At 65.2% G+C, this 23,797-nt stretch carries 23 protein-coding genes; 11 read left to right on the top strand and 12 right to left on the bottom strand.

Features of this window, described 5'->3' with window-relative positions:
• Window positions 1–68: 68 nt before the first annotated feature.
• The gene (locus LZC94_44435; GenBank protein WXB14855.1) at window positions 69–1,286 is read right to left on the bottom strand and encodes a hypothetical protein; all 1,218 of its coding nucleotides are present in this window, start codon (window positions 1,284–1,286) and stop codon (window positions 69–71) included.
• Here LZC94_44435 and LZC94_44430 point away from each other — a divergent pair.
• Window positions 1,279–1,809: a hypothetical protein gene (locus LZC94_44430; protein WXB14854.1), complete on the top strand. Its 531-nt coding sequence runs from the start codon at window positions 1,279–1,281 to the stop codon at window positions 1,807–1,809. The genes LZC94_44435 and LZC94_44430 overlap by 8 nt on opposite strands.
• Window positions 1,810–2,119: 310 nt before the next feature.
• Window positions 2,120–3,670: a M28 family peptidase gene (locus LZC94_44425; protein ID WXB14853.1), complete on the top strand. Its 1,551-nt coding sequence runs from the start codon at window positions 2,120–2,122 to the stop codon at window positions 3,668–3,670.
• A gap of 64 nt (window positions 3,671–3,734) precedes the next feature.
• On the opposite strand, the gene LZC94_44420 is transcribed toward LZC94_44425, so the two are convergent.
• Window positions 3,735–4,724 (bottom strand): AraC family transcriptional regulator, encoded by a 990-nt coding sequence (locus LZC94_44420; GenBank protein WXB14852.1) that lies wholly within the window; start codon window positions 4,722–4,724, stop codon window positions 3,735–3,737.
• A 132-nt stretch (window positions 4,725–4,856) separates the two neighbouring features.
• Here LZC94_44420 and LZC94_44415 point away from each other — a divergent pair, with 132 nt between their 5' ends.
• Complete coding sequence (locus LZC94_44415) at window positions 4,857–5,213, top strand: nuclear transport factor 2 family protein (protein WXB14851.1); 357 nt, start codon at window positions 4,857–4,859, stop codon at window positions 5,211–5,213.
• 20 nt (window positions 5,214–5,233) lie between these two features.
• Here the strand turns inward: LZC94_44415 and LZC94_44410 are convergent, their stop codons facing one another.
• The gene (locus LZC94_44410) at window positions 5,234–5,473 is read right to left on the bottom strand and encodes a hypothetical protein (protein ID WXB14850.1); all 240 of its coding nucleotides are present in this window, start codon (window positions 5,471–5,473) and stop codon (window positions 5,234–5,236) included.
• Here LZC94_44410 and LZC94_44405 point away from each other — a divergent pair.
• The 3 genes from LZC94_44405 to LZC94_44395 all read left to right on the top strand — a co-directional run bounded on the left by LZC94_44405 (window position 5,460) and on the right by LZC94_44395 (window position 8,677).
• Window positions 5,460–6,128, top strand: coding sequence for a dihydrofolate reductase family protein (locus LZC94_44405; GenBank protein WXB14849.1), 669 nt, complete (start codon window positions 5,460–5,462; stop codon window positions 6,126–6,128). The two genes, LZC94_44410 and LZC94_44405, sit on opposite strands and share 14 nt — an antisense overlap.
• A gap of 341 nt (window positions 6,129–6,469) precedes the next feature.
• Window positions 6,470–7,054 (top strand): GNAT family N-acetyltransferase, encoded by a 585-nt coding sequence (locus LZC94_44400; GenBank protein WXB14848.1) that lies wholly within the window; start codon window positions 6,470–6,472, stop codon window positions 7,052–7,054.
• A 192-nt stretch (window positions 7,055–7,246) separates the two neighbouring features.
• Complete coding sequence (locus tag LZC94_44395) at window positions 7,247–8,677, top strand: hypothetical protein (GenBank protein ID WXB14847.1); 1,431 nt, start codon at window positions 7,247–7,249, stop codon at window positions 8,675–8,677.
• Window positions 8,678–8,830: 153 nt separating this feature from the next.
• Here the strand turns inward: LZC94_44395 and LZC94_44390 are convergent, their stop codons facing one another.
• Window positions 8,831–9,964: a beta-lactamase family protein gene (locus LZC94_44390; GenBank protein ID WXB14846.1), complete on the bottom strand. Its 1,134-nt coding sequence runs from the start codon at window positions 9,962–9,964 to the stop codon at window positions 8,831–8,833.
• A 279-nt stretch (window positions 9,965–10,243) separates the two neighbouring features.
• A complete protein-coding gene (locus tag LZC94_44385; GenBank protein ID WXB14845.1) occupies window positions 10,244–10,696 on the bottom strand; it encodes a VOC family protein in 453 nt (150 codons plus the stop codon).
• Window positions 10,697–10,793: 97 nt separating this feature from the next.
• On the opposite strand from LZC94_44385, the gene LZC94_44380 reads away from it, so the two are divergent.
• The 3 genes from LZC94_44380 to LZC94_44370 all read left to right on the top strand — a co-directional run bounded on the left by LZC94_44380 (window position 10,794) and on the right by LZC94_44370 (window position 13,483).
• Window positions 10,794–11,654, top strand: a complete 861-nt coding sequence (locus LZC94_44380; protein ID WXB14844.1) for a hypothetical protein — start codon at window positions 10,794–10,796, stop codon at window positions 11,652–11,654.
• Between the two features lie 174 nt (window positions 11,655–11,828).
• Window positions 11,829–12,482: a glutathione S-transferase family protein gene (locus LZC94_44375; GenBank protein ID WXB14843.1), complete on the top strand. Its 654-nt coding sequence runs from the start codon at window positions 11,829–11,831 to the stop codon at window positions 12,480–12,482.
• A 98-nt stretch (window positions 12,483–12,580) separates the two neighbouring features.
• Complete coding sequence (locus LZC94_44370) at window positions 12,581–13,483, top strand: C39 family peptidase (protein WXB14842.1); 903 nt, start codon at window positions 12,581–12,583, stop codon at window positions 13,481–13,483.
• Between the two features lie 325 nt (window positions 13,484–13,808).
• On the opposite strand, the gene LZC94_44365 is transcribed toward LZC94_44370, so the two are convergent.
• Window positions 13,809–15,086, bottom strand: coding sequence for a beta-lactamase family protein (locus LZC94_44365; GenBank protein WXB14841.1), 1,278 nt, complete (start codon window positions 15,084–15,086; stop codon window positions 13,809–13,811).
• Between the two features lie 262 nt (window positions 15,087–15,348).
• Here LZC94_44365 and LZC94_44360 point away from each other — a divergent pair, with 262 nt between their 5' ends.
• Both LZC94_44360 and LZC94_44355 read left to right on the top strand, forming a co-directional pair.
• Window positions 15,349–15,714 carry an avidin/streptavidin family protein gene (locus LZC94_44360; GenBank protein WXB14840.1) on the top strand — a complete coding sequence of 122 codons (366 nt, stop codon included), beginning with the start codon at window positions 15,349–15,351 and terminating at the stop codon, window positions 15,712–15,714.
• A 364-nt stretch (window positions 15,715–16,078) separates the two neighbouring features.
• Window positions 16,079–17,683 (top strand): protein kinase, encoded by a 1,605-nt coding sequence (locus LZC94_44355; protein ID WXB14839.1) that lies wholly within the window; start codon window positions 16,079–16,081, stop codon window positions 17,681–17,683.
• 127 nt (window positions 17,684–17,810) lie between these two features.
• On the opposite strand, the gene LZC94_44350 is transcribed toward LZC94_44355, so the two are convergent.
• The 6 genes from LZC94_44350 to LZC94_44325 all read right to left on the bottom strand — a co-directional run bounded on the left by LZC94_44350 (window position 17,811) and on the right by LZC94_44325 (window position 23,679).
• Window positions 17,811–18,809, bottom strand: a complete 999-nt coding sequence (locus tag LZC94_44350) for an alpha/beta hydrolase (protein ID WXB14838.1) — start codon at window positions 18,807–18,809, stop codon at window positions 17,811–17,813.
• A 59-nt stretch (window positions 18,810–18,868) separates the two neighbouring features.
• Window positions 18,869–19,834, bottom strand: coding sequence for an alpha/beta hydrolase (locus LZC94_44345; protein ID WXB14837.1), 966 nt, complete (start codon window positions 19,832–19,834; stop codon window positions 18,869–18,871).
• A 212-nt stretch (window positions 19,835–20,046) separates the two neighbouring features.
• Entirely contained in the window at window positions 20,047–20,811 is a 765-nt protein-coding gene (locus LZC94_44340) for a hypothetical protein (GenBank protein ID WXB14836.1), read from the bottom strand.
• Entirely contained in the window at window positions 20,808–21,662 is an 855-nt protein-coding gene (locus LZC94_44335) for a hypothetical protein (protein ID WXB14835.1), read from the bottom strand. Before LZC94_44335 ends, LZC94_44340 begins: the two co-directional genes overlap by 4 nt.
• A gap of 238 nt (window positions 21,663–21,900) precedes the next feature.
• Window positions 21,901–22,293 (bottom strand): YciI family protein, encoded by a 393-nt coding sequence (locus LZC94_44330; GenBank protein ID WXB14834.1) that lies wholly within the window; start codon window positions 22,291–22,293, stop codon window positions 21,901–21,903.
• Between the two features lie 978 nt (window positions 22,294–23,271).
• A complete protein-coding gene (locus tag LZC94_44325) occupies window positions 23,272–23,679 on the bottom strand; it encodes a VOC family protein (protein ID WXB14833.1) in 408 nt (135 codons plus the stop codon).
• Window positions 23,680–23,797: the final 118 nt, after the last annotated feature.

Here is a 23,797-nt window from a genome sequence, read left to right as displayed (position 1 = left end):
GAGGTGCTCGATGTGGCGGAAGAGGGCGCGTGCGGCGGGGCGATGCCGAGATCGCCCCACCGCGGGCGTCAGGGGCACAAATCTGGGCTAATCCGCAAATCGAAGAATTGCTCCTTGCTTGCGGGCACGCGCCAGATGGCACGGTACGAGCTACCACTCCATGCAAACGTGGGATCGAGACCGGGCCCGAGCAACTTGCGCGGCGCGGTCGCCGTCCCGTCGGGGGCGATACGATGGATGCCGACGCCATCCGTCTGCCCGAACGCGACGCTGTATTCGGTGCCGGTCCAGATGGCGCGCTTCACGCGGCCATAGGACCGTACGTTGCCCGCGACGAGACGCTCGCTGCCCACCCGTTGCCCGTTCGAATCGAGCGCGACGAATCGCTCCTCCATGCTGGTAGGGTCCAGGCGTTGCGAATAGAAAAGGCCATATTGCGATCCCGACCAGGCGATGACCGGGAGCTCGGATTGCCCCTCGTTGTCGGTGATCCGCTGCTCCGTCCCGAGGATCGCTCCGCCCTTGCTCACGCGGGTGAAGTAAACCTCGTCCCCGTTTCCATGCCGCGCGTCGGCCCACGCGACGCCGTAGGCGTCGTTGGTCGCGACGATCGTCGGGTCGTGCGCGAATTCACTGCGATGGCGAAGGACGATTTCGTTGCCGATCTTCTGCCCGTTGGCGTCGATGCGGAGGAGGGCAATCGCGGCGCCCGGGCGGCGATTCTCTCTCCAGACGACGGCGTATTGGCCGTCCGCGTAGACCAGGTCGAGATCGCCGTAGACCTCGCCGAGGGTGACATGGAGCGGCTCGCCGAGCAGCTTGCCGGATGCATCGAACCGCACGAACTCGAGGACCCGCCCGCCGCTGCGGTAGGTGGCAAACGCCAAACCATATTCCGTTCCATTGAAGACGAGCTTATTTCCGTATGAAAAGTTCGTCGCAACGGTCGTCGCGCTGCCAATTTGTTTACCATTGGCGTCGAGCCGCGCAAAGAACAGGCGCTTCTCCGCGCTCCCGTAATCCGCCCATGCAATCCCATGGCCCTCGCCATTCCAGACCAGCGAATAGTCCCCCACGGTGGACCAAAACGCATCGCTTCGAGGCGTCGTTTCGCATACGGGCTCGAATCGAGCGACGGCAGAACGCGCCAGGTCCCCTGACGGTGCGCTCTCCGCGGGCGGCGTGACGGCGAGGTTCGCCTCGCGCTCGAGCGCAGCGGGCGGATCGTGTGAATCTGCGGAGCTCGCGTCGCTGCAAGCAGTCGACCCTACCGCTACCATGGACATCCCCAAAAGCAGGGAAAAGAATGTTCTCATATTCGGGAGACGCGCGTCGTCGACCGAAGTTGCAGAGACGGTCCACATTTTTCATCGCATGGCGCGTAATGTGCAGCGCACGTTTTACGGGATCATTTGCGCCACCGATAGCGCGGCGCCCGAGATCCGAAGCAAATTCGAAAATGCATTCATCGCAAATACAGATTTTATTTCCGCTGATCGAGATACCATCTTAAATGGATTTGGCGCCGGCGACAGAAGGCGAAACCAAATTCAAGTCGGACTTTTTGGGCAACGACTCGCACAACGTATCGCTTATGTTCCTCGGCCCGAGGAATCAAATGTCCTCATGACATCGCGCCGCGGGCGCGCACGGAGCGTGCTTCGCATCGTTCATCCCACCGTTCTTGGGATGAATGCGCCAAGGAAACACGAACGGCTGAACCGTGGCGGCGGCAACGATCGGCCCCCAACGTGCTTGTCCGCCGGTAGGTGCCCCACGGCCGATGCGAAGGGCGCGCGCAAATTGTAGCGGTGCGTCATCGAAGACGCGTCCGAAAGTCGGCTACTTACACGGAGTTCGCGCGCCGGAAGGGCGGTTTCGTGGAGCGAGCATGGGCGGGTCGTCTCCTTCGCGGCGGGCAGTCCATCGCCATAGACCTCTCTTTGTAGAAATATGGCTCTGCGACTCGACCGATGACTCGGGAACACCAAATGCGAGGCTCGAGTTCATTTCGGTGGATCCTGCGTGACGGATCTCGATAATTGCGCACTTGTTGAATCGGCGGAGCCCACATTTCTCGCCATAAACAGCCAATCTTCTCTCGTCTCGGAGGTTTTCAATGAGAACACGCGGGGTGGTCGTCACATCGCTGACCGTTTTGGCGCTATGGGCTTGCAGCGACGCGAATTCTCGCGATGTCACGGCGCTGGCTCCCTCGGAGCTGGCCAACAATAACAATGCGAACGGTGCGCGCACCGGGAGCACATTGACGGCGGAGGCCCTTGCGGATGATACCGATCCGATGGTGCACCTCGAGTATCTGGCGAGCGATGCGCTTCGCGGGCGCAATGCGCCATCCGCGGACTTCGACAAGGCGGCGACGTATGTGACGGACTTCGTCAAGAAGTACGGATTGGTCGGCCCCAACCCGGGCGACTCGAACGGTCCGTATGCGCAGTCGTTTCAACAGGGTGCGCTGGCGGCCGATCTCACGCCGGAAGGACAGCGAGCGGCACACGTGCATAGCCTCGATACGCGCGATCCGTCGTCGTACGGCAGCTCGCAGTTCGAGCATGGCTTCTACATCGATCCGAAGTCGTCGTCCCCCGAGGCGAGCGCCCTCGCCCAGCGCTCCGATGCGGTGCTCGCGGGCAACACGCACAACGTGCTCGCGACCTTGGAAGGCACCGGCCCGAAGAAGAACGAAGTCATCGTCGCCATGGCCCACCTCGACCACCTCGGCGTGGGCTCGGGCGGGGCCGTGTACAACGGCGCCGACGACAACGGATCCGGGAGCTCCGTTCTCCTCTCCTTGGTGCCGCTGCTCGCGCAGGCCAAGGCCAATGGCGAATTGAATCGCTCGATCCTGTTCTTCTGGACGTCGGCCGAGGAAGACGGCCTGGTGGGATCGAAGTATTTCGTCGATCACCCCATCGCGGGCATCGGGCTTTCGCAGATCGTGGGCGTCGTCAACATGGATATGGTCGGGCGCTGGGACGATCAACGCATCAGCGTGATCGACACCAAGTCGGACGGGACGACGAGCTATCTCTCGGCGTTGCTCACACAAGCGAACAACGCGCTGCCGGATCCGTTCGATCGGATCAACCACGATATCGCCGCCTACGCGCGGCGCCAGGACGGCGCCTCCTTCTACGACAAGAACGAGGACGTGCTCTTCGTCTTCGAGGGCCTGAGCAACCCGGCCGGCGGCGGCAACCTGCATTCCGACTATCACCAGCCCACGGACGACGTTTCCAAGATCGTCGCCGAAAACGGCGGCCGAAAGGTGCGCCGCGTCCGCGATCTCCTGAACTCGACCCTCAAGCTCGCCGCGAACGCCGACATCGGCGGAGGCCCGACCTGCACGGGCACCTCCTACAAGGGCACCTTGACGGGTACCGGCACGCAGGCCTTCCAGCCGAGCGACAGCGGCTACGACAGCACGGTCTCGGGAACGCACGGGGCGAAGCTCGTTGGGCCGGGCGGCACCGATTTCGACCTTTTCCTGCAGAAGTGGAATGGCACTTCGTGGGCCCAGGTGAGCAAGTCCGACGGTTCCACGTCGAACGAGTCCGTTTCCTATCCGGGTACGGCAGGCAAGTACCGGTGGCGCGTTTACTCGTACAGCGGAAGCGGCGAATACTCGCTTTGCACGCAAAAGCCGTAAGTCGATAAACGAAGCACGGCATCATCCATCGAGGTTCGGCTCCGCATCGCGCTGGGGCCGAACCTCAGTGCCCGCGCGCGACGAGCCCCGTCATGGTCTCACGCACGCTCCGGCGATAGCGGGCGGGAGGCGCGCCGAGCTCGCGCTTGAAAGCGCGATTGAAGGCGGCCTCCGACTCGTAGCCGACGTCGAGCGCCACTTGCAGGACTTTGCGATCGGTGGTCTCGAGGAGCCGGGCCGCGATCTGGAGCCGCCAGCGACCGAGGTATGCGAGCGGTGATTGCCCCAGCAAGTGCGTGAATCGGTCGACCAGGACGGTGCGCGAGGTGCCTGCTTCGCGGGCCAAGCTGGCCAAGGTCCATGCTCGCGCCGGGGCGCCATGGATGCACGCGAGGGCCTTGCCGACCATGGGATCGCGGGCGGCCGCGAGCCAGCCGATTCGTTCGGGGGGCAGCGCGTCCATGTACCTGCAGAGCACCTCGATGAAGAGCGCCTCCGAGAGCTTCGAGAGCAGCGCCCGCCGGCCCGCGCGCGGGGATTCGACCTCGGACACCAGATGGCGGATGGAGGTCTCGAGCCACGCGCCGGCGGCGTCGCCGCGGACGTCGACCTTGAACACCGGCGGCAGACCCGCGAGAAAGAGGCGCTCGGCGTAGCGCTCGCACCCGAAGTAGCCGCACACGAACTTGGTCGGCTCCCCGCCGCCGCCACCGCGTTCCACCTCGAGCGATCCGGAGAGGATCTTGGGGAGCAGCTCGGCGCTGTCGGTGAGCACGGCCACGTGCCCATGACGCAGCTCGTGGGCGTCACCGTGCGGAAAGACGACGATGTCGCCCGCCTCGAGCTCCACATTTCCGTGCCCCGCGATGGATGCCGTGGCGCGTCCCTCGGTCACCAGGTGGAACAAGACGAGGTGCTCGGTGCCCGGCGCAAGAAGATGCGCCACGTCGCTCGCGGCCTTCGATGAGAAGCCCCAAGGGGCGGTGAGCTCGGCGTTGAAGAAGACGGCGCCGGTGATCCGAAAGCTGCGAAGGGCCTCCGACAGAGCATCCATGGGCGCTCGCACATCGTGGTTCATCGCGGAAGGTGCGCTCGGGCCGCACGGCAAAGAAAACCGGACGGCCCATCAAGTCGGGCGGTCGCCCGGAGCTCACAATCTGCGCCGCACGTCACGAAAGGACCACCCATGAGCGCGGAAAAACGAGACACGACCGAGGTGATACGCCGATTCAACGATGCGTTCCAGCGCCACGAGCCCGCGCTCCTCGACGATCTCATCGGCGAGCATTGCGTGCTCGAGAACACCAACCCAGCTCCAGATGGCGCACGCTATACGGGGCGCGCGGGTTGTCTGAGCGTGTGGCGCGGAATCGCAGGCGATCCCAACATTCGCTTCGACCTCGATGAAACCGTGATCTTGGGTGAGCATGCGCTCATCTATTGGCGCCTGCACTGGCCCGGCGGAAACGTTCGCGGCATCAATGTGATGCGCGTGCAAGGAGGGTTTATCGTCGAAGCGCGCGGCTACGTCAAAGGGGCGTAGTCGGCTCCCTCGGGTGCCGGCTACGTTTCGCGGAAATCCAATGTTCGAGCGCCCGTGGTCTCCCGCACGCCGGCGTCGGCGCGGCGATCGCGCACAGCCCATTTTCGACCACCCACCGCTGTTCTGTTGGTGCTGAAAGTCCTGACAAGGTGGAAGCGCGGATCGGGCACCGGATTTTTTTCGTCCGGGGTCATGTCGATCGGCAGCGTGGTCGAGCGACGCCTCCACGGAAAAGGAGACATCGTCATGCGAAAGATCATGGTTGCCGCGTTCGTGAGCCTGGATGGAGTCATGCAAGCACCCGGTGGGCCCGAGGAAGACCCGACGGGCGGGTTCGAGCATGGAGGATGGGTCGCCGGGTACCCCGACGATGTCGTGGGGGCAGCGATGGGCGAGCTCTTGTCGAAGCCGTACGAGCTCCTGCTCGGGCGCAAGACGTACGATATCTTCGCCGCGCACTGGCCGCACATCACCGATCCAAACGCGCCTGATTTCGCGATTGCAGAGGCATTCAACCGCGTTACGAAGCATGTCGCAACGCATCGTCCCGAATCGCTGGCTTGGAACAACAGCCGTACCCTCGGTCCCGATCCCGTCGCGAAGCTTCGCGAGCTGAAAAAAGAAGAGGGCCTCGCGCTGCTCACGCAGGGCTCGAGCGACTTCCTCCAGACGCTCTTTGCAAACGATCTCGTCGACGAGCTGCGCCTCCTCGTCTATCCGATCGTGCTCGGGAGGGGCAAGCGCCTGTTCGGCAGCAGCGCGAAGCCGGCCGGCTTTCGGCTCGAGAGCTCCCAAGTGTCGCCAAATGGGATCATCGTCGCGGCGTACACGCGTGCGGGCGACGTCAAGACGGGATCGTTCGCGCTCGAGGAGCCCACGCCGGAAGAGATCGCACGACGCAACGACCTGAGGTGAGGGTCGCGCTCGGGAAGCCCCACTCCAGAAGAGATCGCACGACGCAGCTGCCGAGACCCAGCGGCTGCCGATGCCCGAGTGTCGAAGACCAACGCGTGAACGCGCGTGGACGCGGTGCGCTCCGCGGCCTTGCGGGCCGGGCGCCCGAAGGCCCGGATCGCTGGCGCGATGGAGGGGTCTCCCGACGAGCGCCGGCGACGGAAACTATCCCTGGTCTTCGCGCTTCGGTTGGGGCAGTTTTGTGCCCAATGCGCTGGCCCCCCGTAGGTGAACTCGTCGAAACCATCTCCATGCCCCCGGGGTATTCGGTCGGGCTGTTATCGGCCGCGGAAGTTCCATTCGTGGCCGACGCGTTGAGGACCTGGTACCCCGACGTGGTGGTTGGAGCCGAGAGCTACCATCTCGACGAGGAGTACTACCATCGATCGGTCCAACTCCTCGAGACCGAGGAGGAGCGAGATACCCTCGCCCTCGTGCTCCGGCACGCGGAGGGTATCGTCGGTCTCGTCATGCTGACCAAGGACGAGCGAAGCCGGACGGTGACCTCGCGCATGGGGGCCCTGGCGCCCGACCACCGCCGGGGTGCCGTTGGCCTCCTCGGCATCATGCTCTTCGATGCGGCCGCCAAGAAGCTGGGCGCGAGCGTCGTTTACACGTTCGTCACATTGAAGTCGAAGCATCAACAGCTCATTTACGAGCGATTCGGATTTCAGCTCGTCGGGATCATGCCCGCATGGGATATCGATATGATCGAACCGAATCGACCCAAGCGCGTGTTCGAAGCCATTTACGCAAAGGTCCTCGCGCCGAAGAGTGAATGGCACATCCCCCAACGCGATACCATGACGGCAAGGACCCGGGCGCTCTGGGATTTTCTTTTCACTCCGGATGATCTTCAGGCCATGGACACGTCCCAATCTCGTTGACCGGTTTCAGGTGGAACCCGAGGCGACTCGTGCTCGACGGGTCGATACGGCCCACGTCCCCGGCGCCCACGGACGACGGTCGAGGAGTCCGAAAATACGCCAGCCGCCAGAAAGTCAGAGCCTTCGATATCGTATATACTTGTCTCTATCTCGAATGAGTATCTCTCGATGCATTCCTAGTCCGAGGCAAATATGACGGAGCCATGTGATCGCGACGCGATCGAATTGCGGCGACAGATCGGCGCGGGTGAGCTCTCGCCGGTCGACTTGGTGGAAAGCTGCATCGCACGAATCGAGGAGGCCAACCCGACGGTCAACGCCATCACCGCCACCGCGTTCGAGCGGGCACGTGCCGAGGCGCGAGAAGCCGAGGCGGCCGTGCGTCGCGGCGACCCGCTCGGGCCGCTGCACGGTTTGCCGATTGGCATCAAGGACCTCAGCGAGACCGAAGGGCTAAGAACCACGTATGGCTCGCCCTTGTTTGCCGATCACGTGCCGCCGGCGGACGAGCGGGTGGTCGCGGTCTTGCGCCGGGCCGGAGCGATCGTGCTGGCAAAGACCAACACGCCGGAGTTCGGCGCCGGTGCCAATACCCGCAACGAGGTGTTCGGCCCGACCCGCAACCCCTTCGACCCTCGTCTGACCTGCGGCGGCTCCTCCGGCGGTTCGGCGGCGGCCCTGGCCTGCGGCATGTTCCCACTGGCCACCGGCTCCGATCTCGCCGGCAGTCTTCGCACTCCGGCCGCCTTCTGCGGCGTGGTTGGCTTCCGCCCGACCCCCGGCGCCATCCCGACCGAAACGCGCGGTCATGCCTGGTCGCCGCTCTCGGTCGACGGCCCCATGGCGCGGACCGTGGCCGACGTGGCGCTGATGCTCTCGGTCATGGTCGGCGACGATCCCCGCGATCCTCTGTCGCTCGGTATCGAGGGCGGGCCCTTTCGGCACCTCGAGGCTCCGGATCTGAGCACCCTCACGGCGGCCTTCACCGAGGACCTCGGCTTCGCCCCGGTCGACGATCGCGTCCGCCACGCGTTCCGCGCGGCCCAGCATGCGCTGGAGCCAGCGTTCGCGCATCGCGCATCCTTCACGGTCGACATGACCGGCGTCGATCGAGCCTTCGCCACCTTGCGGGCCGTGAGCTTCGTGGCCGCGCATCGTGAAAAGGTGGAGGACACGCCCGATCGCGTCGGCCCCAATGTCACCGCCAACGTGGCCGCGGGCCTCGCGCTCGGCCTGCGCGATGTGGCCGAGGCGCTGACAGTCCAGACCCGGGTGCTGCGCGATGCCGACGCCTTCCTGGACGGGGTCGACGTGGTGATCTGCCCGGTGGCCGGCCACCCGCCCTTTCCATGGGAGGACTGGTATCCGGCCGCGATGAACGGCGCCAAACTCTCGAGCTACTTTCACTGGCTGGCGCTGGCCTACGGCCCGACCTTCGCCGGCCTGCCCTCGGTGGCGCTCCCCTTCGGCCGCGACGCGGCGGGGCTGCCCTTCGGCCTGCAGATCATCGGCCGGCGCCGTGGCGATCGCGCCGTCCTTTCGGCGGCGTACGCGATCGAGACCTGGGCCAGACAGCGCGGCTTCGGCCGGCCGGTACCCGAGCGTCGATCCCAACGCACGTGATGACCAACCGGACCAAAGCACCGAGTTAATCGTTATTGCGACCGAGGATACCGAGACACCGCCGGTGGAATGCGTCATACCCGGTCGCGAAACCGAACGTACGAGGGAGCGCGTTGGCCTCGAGGTTTCGTCCTCGGCTCGAGAGCAGGCGGCTCAGGGAGCCGGAACGATGGCGAGCACGCCGGTCAGCACCGACGAGGAGATCTTGCTCTGGTCTCGCCGTTCGTAGTTGCCGGCGGTCACGACCACCACCAAATCCCGCGACGGGACCATCCAGATCCGCTGGCCACCGTAGCCGGCCGCCATGACCAACGGCGTGGGCGGGGTCACGATGCAGCCCGGCGAGCGCCAAAAGTGATATCCGTAACCCCACCCACACTTCGGATCTGGATCCATCTGCGCGTGCAACGCCGTGGCATCGTCGATCCAAGCGACGGGGACGACCTGTTGGCCATTCCAACGGCCATGGTCGAGAATCATTTGACCGATCTTGCCCATGTCGCGCGGGGTGAGCCTCAAGCCCGAAGCGGCGATGGGCACGCCCTTTTCGTCCTTCAACCAGACCTGCTTTGTGACGCCCAGCGGTTCCCACAACTTCTGCTGAGCGTAGACGTCCAGCGGCACGCCGGTAGCCCGCGCCAGGATGGCCGCAGCGAGCGCCGTGCAGGCGCCACTGTATTGGAACTTCTCTCCGGGCGGGGCGACGATGGGCCGTTCGAGAGCATAGCGGTAGCGGTCCGGGGCCATATCCATGGCCGTGTCGTTGTTGCGCAGGTCACCATAGGGCGCGCTCTCCTCGTCCCAGGCCACCCCCATCGTCATGGACAGCAGGTCACGCAGCCGAATCTTGAGCCGATCGGGAGTTCGCAAATCGGCGTATTCGGGGAAGTGGTCGAGCACGGGAGCGTCCAGACTTTTCACGACACGGTCGGAAACGGCGATCCCGAATAGAAGCGAGACCACGCTCTTGCTGATCGAGCGCGCATCATGGAGGGTCGTCGGGTCGTGGTTCACCGTTCCCAGTGCGCGGCCGCGCTCACTGTCGTCGCCGGCGAGATACCATTCGGCCAGGGTCTTGCCGTGCTGCAGCACCAGCACCGAATGAATATTGGGGATCTCGCCGCTGCGTGTCCGCTGCTCCAGCTCGAGAAAAGGCGTCGACGTGGACGACGCGGATTTGCACGCGGCGATCTGGCCGATGCAAGCCACGGCCGCGAGCCATGCCCACGGATGCTTTCGACGCGGCGAGCGGCGAGACGGCTTCATCGACGTCGAAGTGTAGACCATCGGTACAATCCAAATGGCGGAAAACACTTCGCGTCGTATCGGATGATTGGAAGCACATTGCTGGGTACCTGATCCAAAGTGCCTCGATGATTTTCGATCATCGCGCGCACGCCCGACGACATCGCCCACGAATGCGTCGCCCCCGAAGGCGATGGCGTAAGGGCTGGGCTGGCTCGAGCGCGCGACGCATCGCCGCACAGCGTTGCGCGAACGCATCGGGTTCAGCGTGCAGCGCGCGGCGCCGCGGCCGCCGGAGAGCGCCCGGGCGCCTTCGGAGGATCAAATGACTTTGACGCCCTCCGGCGGGGAGAATTCTCCGGTCGGTTGACAGAACCAAATTTGATATCCGTACGGATCCTTGACGGCAAAGGTGCGATCGCCCCACCATTGCGTTTGAAGGGCATCCACGACGGCGACGCCACGGCCCGTGATTTCTGCATGGTACCGGTCGACGTTCTCGACATAAATGTACAATTCGAGAGAGCGCGGGACATTGCTCTGGAGTGAGACGGCCGCTTCCGGTTTCTCCGGACGGCCGATCATCACGCCGTTGCCATCTCGGGTGACGATGCAAAAGTCGAAAGCGCCGTCTTTTCCGACGATGCCCATCATATGCTCGAAACCGAGTTTGCCGATGTAGAAGTCGCGCAGCGGCTCCACCGCTTGGACCATGAGACTAGGAATGACCTGGGGACGGAACGTCGGGGCTTCGGGTTGTGCCGGGGTGCTCATGTGGTGCTCTCCTGCGCCGCGGGTCGTGTGCAGCGCGCAAAACAAACGTGCTCCCAGCGGTGCTCGAATTCATCTACTTTTTGGAGTAGAAAGGGTCATGCGCTGGAGCAAGCTCGCTCTGCTGGACGAGGCCGGGTTTTCTCTGTACGAGAAGCGGGCGCTGGTTACCCTCGGTATTTTGGGGGTCGCCGATGCGGCGAGCCTCTGCCGCCAAGGGGAGATCCCGACGTCGAAAATCTACTTGGCGATGGAGAAACTGGGACGCCTAGGGCTTTGCGAGGTGCAGAAAACGCGACCCAAGCTCTATTCGGCATTGCCCCCCGAGCTGGTGGTCGATCGCCTGGTCGAGCTCGCTCGCGAGCGGGCCGAGGACTTCGCGCAGCGCTCGACGCAGCTTCGCGAGGCGCTGTCCGAGCTCCCCGGACGACTTCGCGGCCGGCAAACCTTCGTCGATCTCGCGCTCGGGACCGAGAGCCACGTCAAACGGCATCTCTCCCGCTTGGCCACCGCGCGAACGCGGGTCCTCTCGTACCTCGAAGAAGGCGATCTAGCGAGCATGGATCGGGTGGCAAAGGACGGGTTCGATCTCTGGAAGCGCCTTTCGCGCGCGCAGACGGGCCGGAAGTTCGAGCACCGCGTGGTGTTCGGATTTTCGGATCGCACGGCGCCGGCGCTGCTCGCGTTTCTCCGCGCATACGGCCCATCGATGGCGCATTTGTCGGGGATCCGCTACTCCGGAGAGCTCGGGCACCCGTTCCATGTCATCGACGACGATACGGTGATCCTCTCCCTGGATCACCCTTTCGTCCCCGAGGGACGATTCGCCTCGCTCTTGGTGCGCGACGCTGCGCTCGCGGAGAGCCTCGCGCACGGGTTCGATGCGCTCTGGCAAAAGGCGCTTCGAGATCTGCGCGAGGTGCGGTTTTATCCCCGGCGGCGGAGCTCTCCCGGCCCGTGAGAAGCGGCCGCGACGGACTCCGGCTCACGTTCCCATTCCCATTGGGCAATTGGCATCGTGAAGTGAAATCGTATCGTAAAAAGGTTGCGCTCACGTTTCCATGGCGAGCGCCCGGCCATGCTTGCAAAGTTCGGCCCCCGCAGCCGATGATGTTCGGATAGGAGGAGTCTCTCGATGACCATCACCATTACCGCCTTTGAACGCTCACCCGATGGCGGCAAGGGACTGGCGCGTGATACGCGCGTTCGCTGGGCGCTCGAGGAAGTGGGGCAACCTTACGAGGTTCGCTTTGTTTCGTTTCGCGCGATGAAGGAACCCGCGCATCTGGCGCTTCATCCTTTCGGCCAAATTCCGACCTATGAGGAAGGCGATCTCGCGCTCTTCGAGACAGGGTCGATCGTGCTTCACCTCGCCCAGCGACATGCGGGCTTGCTGCCGGACGATGCCCGTGCTCGGGCGCGCGCGATCACATGGATGTTTGCGGCGGTCAACACGATCGAGCCCCCGATCCTCGAGCTCGTAACCGCAAGGATCCTGGAGCGCGACAAGCCCTGGAGCGCGGAGCGCCTACCTCTGGTCGAGGATCGCGTCCGCGAACGGCTCGGCCAACTCTCCGTTCGCCTGGGCGATGCCGACTGGCTCGATGGTGCGTTCAGCGCCGGCGACTTGATGATGGCGTCGGTGCTGCTCAGGACGAGACCATCGGGCATTCTGGACGAATTCCCCAAACTGGCCGCTTATGTCGCCCGCGGCGAAGCGCGGCCCGCCTACGAGCGAGCCTTCGCCGCTCAATTCGCGGTCAATGGCAGCAAGCCCCCGACGGGCTGACGGTCAGCGCGCGCGGTGGCGGACCGACCGGGCGCGAAAAAGCGACCGCGACCGCGTTTTTCGTGCGCGACGTGCCGCGAGAGAGCGTCATTAAGGAAATGATCCTCCCTTTGCGTTTCGGGTTGTGCCTTGCCGTGGGCCTGCTTGCGTCGCACGCGAGCCAAATCGACATTCCACCGCGCGCCCAATGGCCCAACGGCCACGGGTATTGCGGTGAAACGTCGATTCAGTCGATCGGGCTGCACTATGGGTCGTGGATCTCTCAGAAGGTGGTGCGCAAGGTGGCCGGCGGCGAGGTGCTGCTCGGGGTCAACGAGTCGAAGACGTTGGAGCGCCTTCATTTCGAGTTCAAGAATTGGAACTCCAATGAGCCGAAGCCTCAGTTCGAAGCGTTCTCGGTTTGGCTCAAGGCTCATTTGAGCCAAGGTCACCCGACGATTTTTGCCGTGTACCTCGCCGGCAGCAACGATTCGGACTACGACCACATCATCCCGGCGGTGGGCGTCGAGTACGCGAGCACGTCCTCGTACGATCCGGCGGACACGCTTTGGTTCAATTCCAACTTCGGAGATCGCGTACACCGCACCATGGGCAACCTCTCCGCGACACGGAGGAAGTGTGCCTACGATTCGTCGGCAGGCGGCTGCGTCCCGCGCGACGTCGATTACGGCACCGCGGTGACCGGAATCGTGGACGAACGCGCTGCGACCCTGCCCGTTCGGCTGTCCGTCGACCGAAACGACGAGCCCAATGTCTCCAAGGGCGAGGCGCCGGTGCAGCTCCACGCCAAGGTCACGGTATCGGGGCTCGTCTCCGGCCGGCGTTATGCGCTCTTGCGCTACGACGATTACAAGGACGTGCCCACGGACGCGACGGCCGCCGGCTTCCTCTCCTCGAACCACGCCGCGCGCGTCGATTTCACGGCGACCGCCGCGGAGTGGTCGCGCCCCGATGCGTTCATGTCGGATGGCGTCGCGTACTATCGCTGCGTCCCGCTATGAACCGCGGCGTGGTTACCATGCGGCGCGCGGGTGCTTTCTTCGTGCAGCCGAATTGCCTAATTCGAGCCGTGGACGATCTCGGATCAAAATGTGCGATGCACCAGCTCATTATCGGACATCACCGGGCACGCGTGGCGCGCAACGCGTGACGTCTGGCAACGTGCCGACGGGGCGCGGGGCGGCGAACGGCATCGGCCGCGGCTGGGTCTTTGCCTATCTACGCGCTCACGTCTCAGAATTTGCTCTTACCGACGAAATCGTCCCACGTCATAGGCGACGCCCGTTGGCCAACCACGATATCCGTCGCGTTTGCAATTAAATGGCATCAGACATAGACGTGACGCCAGAACTCCTGAAACATCCGCGGGGGTGACGGATTCGTCCACGCGCGCGACGCGAGGAGGATACCGGTGGTGTTCGTGCTCGGGTCGGCGTACCACGTGCTGCCGAGCCCACCGTCCCAACCGTAGCTCCCGGGAGGCATGTGTTGATCGTCGCGCGCGGTGACGACCGCCATGCCGAACCCCCAGCCGTGGTGGTCGAAGTACCCCGGTACCATGGCGCCGAAGGCCTTATTTTCCGGCGTCAATACGTCGTGCGTCATTTGCTCGACCGCCGCTTCGGAGAGCAGACGTTTGCCACCGAACGTGCCCCGAGCGAGTAGGAATCGGGAGAATCGCAGGAGGTCGGGCGCCGTGGACACCAGGCCTTCGCCGCCGCTCGGGTGGAGCGGCGGCCGGGCCCACTGCCCTTCGGGCGGATCGTAGAGCGACAGCGCGCCGGTGTTGGGGTCGGCCAGGTAGCTGGCCGTGAATCGATGGAGCTTCGACGCGGGTACGCTGAAATCGGTGTCATGCATCCCGAGTGGCCCGAAGAGGCGCTCGCGCAAAATGGCATCGAGGGGCATTCGCGCCGCCCGCGCCATGAGAATTCCGAGGACCATGCCGCTCGTGTTGTACATCCAGCGCTCACCGGGTTGATGCATCAGCGGCAATGTCGCAAATCGGCCGAGCCACTCGTCGGGCGCAATGAGTTTGGCCGGTGCGGGCATCGCCTCGCCCAAGAGCTCCTCGGTGGCCTTCTGAATCGGGTACCGTTCGGCGTCGAACAGAAGGCCCGCACCCATGCGGCAGGAGAGGAGGTCGCGCACGGTGATCGCGCGTGCCGCAGGCACGACCCGGTCGAGCGGGCCATCGATTCGCTCGAGCACCTTGGGATGCGATAGCTCGGGGAGCCAGCGCGCAACGGGCTCGTCGAGCGCGAGCTTGCCGTCTCCGATCAGCATCATGGCCGCCGTGGCGGTGAGAGGCTTCGTGATGGACGTAATCCGGAAGATGGTGTCCGCCTCCACCGCGCCGCGCGAGCCCTGCGCCGTCGTCCCCATGACGAGCAGCTCCTCGCGATGGCCCCGCGCGACCAGCGCGACCAGCCCGGGAACCTCGCCGCGCTCCACGTAGGGGGCGAGTACCTCGCGGGTGGAGCCACCTTCGGTGCGCGGGGCGATCTTCGCCAGCGGGTCGCTGCATGCGGCCAGAATGCTCGCCCCCGCCACGGTGAGGAGCTCGCGCCGTGCCATGCGCGGTGCGCCACGATAGTTAGGCATGTGCATAACCATTGCGCACGCAGATACTTAGGTCAATGCCTAAATTTCACATATCCCGAGGATTACCGATCGCGGCCGAATCGCTCCGATGCCGTGATCGACGTGGCGGCGTACCGCGCCAAGTGACGCCTGCGTGGGTTGGCAGAAGAAGCGGATCGATGCGTGCATCGCACCGCGGCGATCGCGCGAGAAACCGGCCCTTGACGAAGGCTGCGGAGGGCTCCATGTCGCGCGTACAACCCATGATCAGGAGCTTGACTGCATGAACTGGACTGGCACGTGGAAAAACCAATACGGATCGATCCTCGATATCACCAGCGATGAGGGCGGGAACATCGCGGGGTGGTTCACCTCTGCGGTGGACGGCGGCATCAAGGACGCACGGATCCGGGTGAGCGGATTTCATGCGGCGGATCGGCTCACGTTCTGCCTGGCTGGTGGTCCCATCGTGGCGGCATGGACCGGGCTCTTGCGACACGATCGCCTGGAGACCCTCTGGCATGTGGCTGCAAGCGAACGACGCACGGGCCCGGTCGAAGAGGCGGGCGCCGCGAATCGGCAGCTCGACATCTTCGAGGCTTTCACGACGGGCGCAGACACCTTCATCCGTATCGATCGCGGGCGCTGAGGCGCTCGCCGTTTTCCAGCTCGAATAGCGTCCAAGCTCGGGCCCATATCGCTTCGAGCGAGGACCGTCTTCATGATTCTACGGGCAACGCGGTACTGAAGGACTGGGAGCAAATGACTGCGATGCCGAAGACGTTCTCGCCCCCTCATGCATCTCGGCGAGCTGGTTCTCCTCATGGGAGGGCGGCGGCGTAGGTCGACCCCATTGCGGCGTGAGGACATAGAAAATTGCGCCGCGGCGTCGAGGAGCCGAGCGAGCGAAATCGCGTTCGCCGCGTCCTCCACGCCCGGACGCGGGCATGATCCTCACGAGCCCGTGCTCGGCCCTCGGCGCACGAGGCGCGCATCGACTATGCTTCCGCCCTATGCTGAAGCCGGGCGACACGTTCGAGCGCTACACGATTGAGGCGCCACTCGGGCAGGGAGGGATGGGATGCGTCTACCGCGCCCATGACACGCGGCTCGGGAGGCGTGTGGCTCTCAAGGTCATCTCCGACGGGCAGCGCGACGAACGGGCCGACGCCGAGGCCAACGCTCGCCTCCTCCGCGAGGCGCGCGCGGCGGCTGCCTTCGACCACCCCAACGCCGTCTCCATCTTCGACGTCGGCGAGTACGAGGGAACGCCGTTCATCGTCATGGAGCTCGTCTTGGGCCGGACGCTGCGCGAAGCGGTCGGAGATGCTTCGGTCCCAGCGGCGACGCGCGTCGCGGAGCTCGCCGACGTGGCCCGGGCGCTCGCCGTGGCGCACAAACGCGGGCTCGTCCACCGCGACATCAAGCCCGAGAACGTGATGGTCCGCGAGGACGGGGTGGTGAAGGTGCTCGACTTCGGCATCGCCCGTCGCCAGGGCGGCAGCCTCGGTCCCCACGGCACGGCGGCGGCGCCCGCGCTCCCGACGCTCACGATCGAGGGCGTCAAGCTGGGAACCCCTTCCTACATGGCGCCCGAGCAAATCCTCGGCGAGGCGCTCGACGGTCGCACCGACCAGTTCGCGTGGGGTGTCGTCGCTTACGAGCTGCTCGCGGGCCGGCTTCCTTGGCGCGAATCGGGTGATGCGATGGCCGTCATGGCGTCGGTGCTCATCGATCGTGTCGACCGCGCTCCCCTCGATCAGGCCGCGGTGCCGCGCGCCATCCAGGACGTGGTCCTCCGAGCGCTCGAGAAGCGCCCCGAGAATCGCTTCCCGTCCATGGACGACGTCGCGCACGCCCTCGACGCCGCCGTTCGCGCAGGCGACGAGCCCGAATCGGCGAAGCCCCGACGAGCCCCCGAGCAGCTAGCGCGGGGCGCGACCGACGCGCAGCGTTTCTCGACGGGCGAGGTGCGCGATGTGCTGGCCAAAGCCATTGATCAGCAAGGTGAGCGCGAGGGTTCGACCAAGCTTAGCTTCGAAGATCTGCTCGCCGTCGCAGCCGAAGTGGGGATCGATCCCGATTCCCTGCGGGAGGCCAGCCGCGCGCTGCGAGCCAGCAAGCAGCAGCCGAGCGCCGCGGACGGCGATTTCGTGAAGAAGCGCGATGCCTGGTTCCGCCAACAGCGGCTGAACCTCTATCGGCACGCGGGGGTCTACGGAATCGTCAACGCTGGGATCCTGGTGCTCGGCCTCGTTCTTTTGAGCTTCACCCCGTGGTGGATCTGGTTCTTACCCCTGGTTGGCTGGGGCATCGGCCTGGCCATTCACGCGCTCGTCGCGCTGACAGCCAGCGAGCAAGACTTCCGGGAGCACGATGCGGGCGAGAAGTGGTGGTACGAGAACCAGCAGCGCCAGCACGACGAGCGAATGGCACGGAGGGTCCCCCGCGAGGCGCGGCAGATGGCGGCGCCCGCGGAGCGGCGAGCGAGGTTCGAGCCGTCGCCGGGGAGGGTGCGGGTTGCGCCGTCGGACACCGGGGGTGAATGGGAAGCCGAGGAGGAGGCCGCGGCGACGTGGGAAGGGCGCAAAGAGAAGCAAAGGCAAAGGCCGCGTTGAGAATGTCGATCTCGGCGAGCGCGTGACGTCGTTAAGCCATGAGCCGCCCGTCCGAAGGCGAAGCCGCCGGCGCGGCGCGGTGCCGTCCTCGAAGAAGAGCGCATGGGAGCCACCAGGTCGTACTGGCTCATCGAGGAGCTAGCCCGTGCTCGCCGGCGCCCCACAAGCGGCGCGCGTCCTCGGCGATGATGTCCGGGAGCTCCTCCGGGAAGAAGAGCTTTGCCCCGGGAATGCGGCGCACGCCGCGCGACTTGGGAAATGTGCGAGCGAGGTAGTCGGGATTCGCCGCCGAGAAGACCAAATCGCCCGTCCCCCACACGATCCGCACCGGCACCTCGCAGCGCTGGAGCAGCGGCTGGATCCCGGCGAGCGGGTTGGGCAGGAGCGCCGCGCAATAAGCGTCTCCCTGCGCCTTGCGCCGCGGAGAGCTCAAGATCGGCGCGAAGTAGTAGTCGATCGCCTCGTCGGTCAGGCGCGCAGGATCGGTGTACGCGCCGCCGCCGAGCCCCTTTTCGGATCGACAGAAGTTCTTGTCCGCGAGCTGCGGCGCGAGCCATTCGTCGACCCACCTCCCCGCTCGCGCCTGATGGATGCCGGGGAACAGCGCGGGCGGCGGGCTGTCGTTCTCGGTGTCGCAGTTGGTCAATAGCAGGGTCCGGAATCGCGCAGGATGGCGCGCGACGAGGATTTGTGCGACTGCACCGCCGCTGTCATTCGCGACCAGATCGACCGCGGAGATCGAGAGTGCATCGAGCACCGCGACGAGCATCTCCGCCTGCGCGCCGGCCGCGACACTTTGGCCGTCCGGGATCTCGGTGTATCCCATTCCCATGAGATCGGGAGCGATGCAGCGGCGGTACATCGATAAGCGATCGAGCGCGCCGCGCCATTGAAACCCATTGAGCGGAAAGCCATGAATGAACAGCGCCGCGCTCCCCTCGCCCCGCTCGACATACGCGATCTTTCCAAACCGCGTCTCGACCATGCGCCGCGCGGCACCGAACGCCGCGGCGTTCGTCGTCACACCGCCAGCGGCGGGACCGCGCGCCGCGCGAGCGCCACATGCGGCGAGCGCTCCCGCAGCAAGTCCACCGATGGCCAGCTCCATGAACTCTCTACGATCCATTGCGACACTCCTGGCTGAATGCGGCTGCGCGCGACGTTGGACGGAGCCGCGCGCAGGCTCTAGACGCCCCAAAGCGCACGCGCCTCCTCCGCCACGATGTCGGGCATCTCCTCCGGCCAGAACAGCTTCCCTGCGTCGACCCGACGTATGCCGCGGGTTCCGGGGAGCGCGCGGTCGAGCCACTCGGCCCACGTCACCGGAAAGAGTTGGTCGGCGGTGCCCCATACCATCCGCGTCGGCGCGGTGCACCGCCGGAGCGCCGGCTCGATGGCGACGAGCGGATTCGGCTCGAACGCCGCCAGATGGCGATTGAGCTGCGTGCGCCGGATCGGCGACGCGACCAGCGGCTTGAAATAGTACTCGATGGCCTCATCGGTGAAGTGGGCCGGATCGATGTAGGCGGATCCGCCGATGCCTTGCGGCGAGCGCGCGTAGACGCGATCCGTGAGGTGGCGCTCCATTTTCTGATCGTAGCGGCCGGCTCGCGCCTTCTCGATCGAGTTGTGCATCTGCGCGGGCGGGCTGTTCTCGTGCACGTCGCAGTTGGTGAGGAGCATCGTGCGTACCCGGGCGGGGTACTTCGCCACGAAGAGCTGCGCGATCGTCCCGCCGCTGTCGTTGGCGATCAGGTCGACCGCGGGAACCGAGAGCCGATCGAGGAACGCCGCCAGCATGTCGGTCTGCGCCTGTGGGGAGAGATCTTGCTGTTCGGACGCTTCGGTGTAGCCCAGCCCGATGAAATCCGGAGCGAGGCACCGCCGGTACCGCGACAGCCGCTCGATCGAAGCGCGCCACTGAAAGCCGTTCATCGGGAAGCCGTGGAGGAAGAGCGCGGCCGGACCGTTTCCGCGCTCCACGTATGCAATTCGCCCAAAGGGTGTGGCGACGAAGCGCCGTGAGGCCTGAAACGCCGCGGCATCCAGGGGCGCCGGCGCCACCGGCCCGCCACCCGCTCGCCCGCACGCCGAGAGCGCCGCGGCTCCCGCGGCGGTGGCGCATATCGAAAGGAAATCGCGTCGCTTCATCTCGGCTCCCGCGCCGCGAGCGGCGCCACGAGGTGTGTCGGGGCGGCGAAGGGATCGCCGCCGCAGCCGTTACTGGCCCGGCAGACATCGTATTCAAGCGCGGTGCGGTCACCAATGCGTCGCGGACGAGCGGTTCGCCGCGCCGCCGAGCGGCATTTCCGGGCGACGAGCGGTAGCTCCCTCGCACCCGGCGAGCCCCTCGAGCACCTCGGCTACTCGATTCCCGTCAGCACGCGGGCCAGCTCGTGGGCGCGTGTATCTCGCCACGCGCTCTTGTCCCGCTCCGTGCGATCCTTCGAGAACTCGGCGAGGGCATCGATGAGGAGCTCGCCGGTACGGGGGATGACGAGCACGCGATCGCCCGGCGCATCCGGCGCCGCCTCGTTTTCCTCGCTCGCCTCGCGCGCCAGGGCATCGAAGAACAGGGCTCCGTGCACGAACGGGCCCCCGGTGTAGTTCAGCGCAACGAGTCCGACGAGGGGATGCGTCGTGCGCGGAGGAGCATCGCTCTCGGGGCCAACCAGCATGGCGTAAAACGATCCGGCGTCGACGAGGACCCGAGTGTTCGCAGGGCTCGGCACGCGCTCATTGCCGAGCAGCACGCTCGCCCCGCGGCGGGGCTCGAGGCTCGATCGCACGAGCAGATAGCGGCCGGGGGGCAGCGCATGGAGCACCGCGGCGCCGGCTTCGGCGCGGCTCCCCTCGGCCCATGTGAGGTACGCCCATTCGAAATCCTCCGGGACCGGGCGCGCTGGAAGGAGCCCGCCGCTCGGCAGGGTCTCGAGCTCCCATCCGTCGTCGGGGGCCATCGGCTGGCGAATGCGCCATCGGGGGGCGCCGTACGAACCGATGTCGTGGACGGCCGGCCACCCGGACGTCCGCACGCCAAAATCGTGGGGGCCTTCGGGGACCGAGAGCTCGGCGAGAACGGGGCTGAGCGCGTCGAAGGCGAGTTTCTTCACGTGGGGCTCACTCATGGGAGGATCGGAACGGGCTGGTAGTGAATGATATGCAGGTCCCCGCTCGGGAGTCGAACGATGGTGTAGTCGACCGCTTGGATCTGGACGTTGAAGGCCGTATTTCCATACTTGGAGTGATACCCTTCGAGGGTCTCGTTGAACCTTCGCGTCCCCGTAATGGGCGGATCGCCCGGCTTGAGGTTCGCGAGATCGTCGGCACGCTCGTTCATGATGTCGCGCAGCGCTTGCTCTCCCTGACGACCCGAGCGGAAAACCGTATTGTCCGCGTAGGGATCGCCGTTCGGCTTTTTTCGCGACTCGGCAAGGAGCGCCGGATCCTGGCCCTCTTTCGGGACGTGCGCCCGGGCATGACCGGTGCCGTTACCGAATGAGCGCCCCTCGGAGGCGTCGATGAGTTTCGAGGCATCGGCCACCGACGCTGGAGGCTTGGGCGCGGGCGCCGAGGCGGAGGGCTTCGGCGGGGCGTTCGTACCCGGGGGATCCTTGTCGCGTTTGTTGGACCCGGAGCATCCGCCACTGCCTCCCCCTCCGCCGCCTGGCTTGGGGGGTTTCGGCTTCGCGGCCATGTTGGGCGAGCCGCCGGCGAACGTCTGGACGCCGGGATCGGCCCCTTCGCCCGGCTCGGATTGCACGCCCGCGGCTCGTGATGCCTGGTAGCCCTCCCCGCCTTCGAGCTCCCGCTTCGTAGCATCTGCCGATTTTCCGACATGCTCGGCGAGCAGGCGATAGCCGATGGCGCCTGCGAGCAGAATCACCCAGACGACAAGTACGTATTCGACGGCGGAGACTCCGCGCCGATCGGAAACGCCACGACGGACCAAGCGCGTCGCGCGAGCCGGGATATCCATACCGGCGACTTAGCAATCGACGGGCCGGCCAAGGCCTAGGCGGCAATTCGCATCTTTTGCACCTTTTACGACGCCGGCTTTCGATCCGTGGCCGGGATCGCGCGGAGAATCTGAAACAGTGTACCAATGTGTACCAGATACAGTACGCCACCCACGCGCGGTGGCCTGGTCCGGGATTTGGAACCGATCAGTCCCTTATGGACGAAACGAGCCGCGAAGCGTTGCCGCCTCCAATCGCTCACCTTCGAACGGAGGTTTCGTTGGTGACGGCGAATGCGCTGGCCCGCGCGAGCTCGATCGGCCGAATTTCGTAGGTCAGACCACAGGCCAAACAGGGGTTCTCGGCGGCCAGTGCGGAGGCCTCCTCGAGGCTGGCGGCCACGATGAACCAATACCCGCCGATGAGCTCCTTGGTTTCGGCGAAAGGTCCATCGGTCACGCCATGCTTGGAAACGACTCTGCGCCCGACGCCAAGCCGGTGCCCGGGGCGCATCCGGCCTTCGTCAATGCAGCGTTCATGCCAGACATAGAACGCATCAATGGCGTTCTGTATCTCGGCCGGCGATTTGTCTTCATCCCAGCGCCCACGGGAGATGACCAGATACTCGGAGAGCTGTGTGCCTTCGTCCATGTTCGATGCTCCTACTTAGCGCTTCTACGCCACTCGAAGAACGTCGAGAATGGTGCGAGCGCGCCACGCTTGATTCCGGGCGCCTCCACCACGGTTTCGCCAGTAATTCCAATGGCTTGCAAGCATGGCCAATGAGGGCACCGGTTCGTTCGTCGCGGGGTGGCTCCCATCCAAGAGGGCTGGGAAACGGCGCGCAGACCTCGACGACTGAATGGCATTTCGCGTCGAGCCGTCGAAAGATCGGGCGGAGGACACCGTTCGAAACGCCGTTTCGATGCGGATGGCGACGGCGTTCATCGCATTCGCGGGTCCTCGTGCGAGCTCGGCGGGTAGCTCTCACCTCCGAGCGCCCTGCTCGTTCGCGTCGAGCCGTCGAAAGATCGGGCAGAGGACACCGTTCGAAACGCCGTTTCGATGCGGATGGCGACGGCGTTCGTCGCATGCGTCGTGCGAGCTCGGCGGGTGGCTCTCACCTCCGAGCGCTCTGCTCGTTCGCGTCGAGCCGTCGAAAGATCGGGCAGAGGACACCGTTCGAAACGCCGTTTCGATGCGGATGGCGACGGCGTTCATCGCATTCGCGGGTCGTCGTGCGAGCTCGGCGGGTGGCTCTCACCTTCGCGCGGTTTGCTCGTTCGCGTCGAGCCGTCAAAAGCTCGGGCGGAGGACAATCGTTCGAAACGCCGTTTCGATGCGGATGGCGACGGCGTTCGTCGCATGCGTCGTGCGAGCTCGGCGGGTGGCTCTCACCTCCGAGCGGTCCGCTCGTCATCGTCGATGAACGTGAAGGAAGGAATGAGCGAGGCAACGTGCGGGGGCCAGGGCGCCACCCACGGTCGCATCACCAGAACGTGGACTGCGTGAATCGATGGCCCCAGCCACGCCTCGGGCGTCTGCATGCAGGTGCCGATCACCGCGACGAGATGACCATGGACGAAGAGGGCGTTCGTTGGAACTGTCGAACGTCTGAATTCAGATCCTTCACTTCTTACGAGCGTCCCATTTGGACTCCATGTCTTCCCGCGTGATGATCTCGAACTGAACGCCGGCCGGCGTCCGCCCGAAGAAACGCGAGCCGCGCCCGAGGCGGTTGTACACTTCGGTTTCGAGTTTCACGCCTGCGAGCTTCAATTGCGCGTAAAGAGCTTCGACCTCGCGCTTGGTCTCGAATTCGAACCCGAAGTGGAAATCGTCGTGCCAAGGGACCGCCCCCGCCTTGGCTTCCAGTACGATATCGGTCTCCCCGTGCTTCAGGAGAGCGCTTCCCGTGCCGACGTCGACGAACTCGATCCGCGCGCCGAAATGCTCTTCGAAAAATTTTGCCTCCGTCGCGACGTCCACGGTGGGGAAGCTCATATGGTTCATTTTCATGTGGGTCTGGCGGTTCATGGTGTCCTCTTGGGATGGTTTGGTGGTTCGTTCGAGTCGCCCCGATCGTCCGAGCTCGTCGCCGATCGAGGGCGGGATCGCGCCGCTCCCCTGACCGCGGCGCAAACGCCTTTTACGA

This window comes from Sorangiineae bacterium MSr11954 (assembly GCA_037157815.1).
GTDB lineage: Bacteria > Myxococcota_A > Polyangia > Polyangiales > Polyangiaceae > Pendulispora > Pendulispora albinea.
The sequence above is the reverse complement of the archived record's forward strand: the minus strand, read 5'-3'. Positions and strand labels throughout refer to the sequence as shown.